Here is a 255-nt window from a genome sequence, read left to right as displayed (position 1 = left end):
CGGCCGCACCAGCTCCGGCCGCACCAGCTCCGGCCGCACCAGCTCCGGCCGCACCAGCTCCGGCCGCACCAGCTCCGGCCGCACCAGCTCCGGCCGCACCAGCTCCGGCCGCACCAGCTCCGGCCGCCCCAGCTCCGGCCGCACCAGCTCCGGCCGCACCAGCTCCGGCCGCACCAGCTCCGGCCGCACCAGCTCCGGCCGCACCAGCTCCGGCCGCACCAGCTCCGGCCGCACCAGCTCCGGCCGCACCAGCTC

Annotated in this window: 1 pseudogene; it reads right to left on the bottom strand. The window is 80.4% G+C overall.

The features are described 5' to 3' along the window. A pseudogene (locus ACG83_RS46400) lies at positions 1 to 255 on the bottom strand (cell envelope biogenesis protein TolA); the annotation flags it as partial.

Origin of the sequence: Frankia sp. R43, assembly GCF_001306465.1 — a bacterium.
Lineage (GTDB): Bacteria > Actinomycetota > Actinomycetes > Frankiales > Frankiaceae > Parafrankia > Parafrankia irregularis.
The sequence above is the reverse complement of the archived record's forward strand: the minus strand, read 5'-3'. Positions and strand labels throughout refer to the sequence as shown.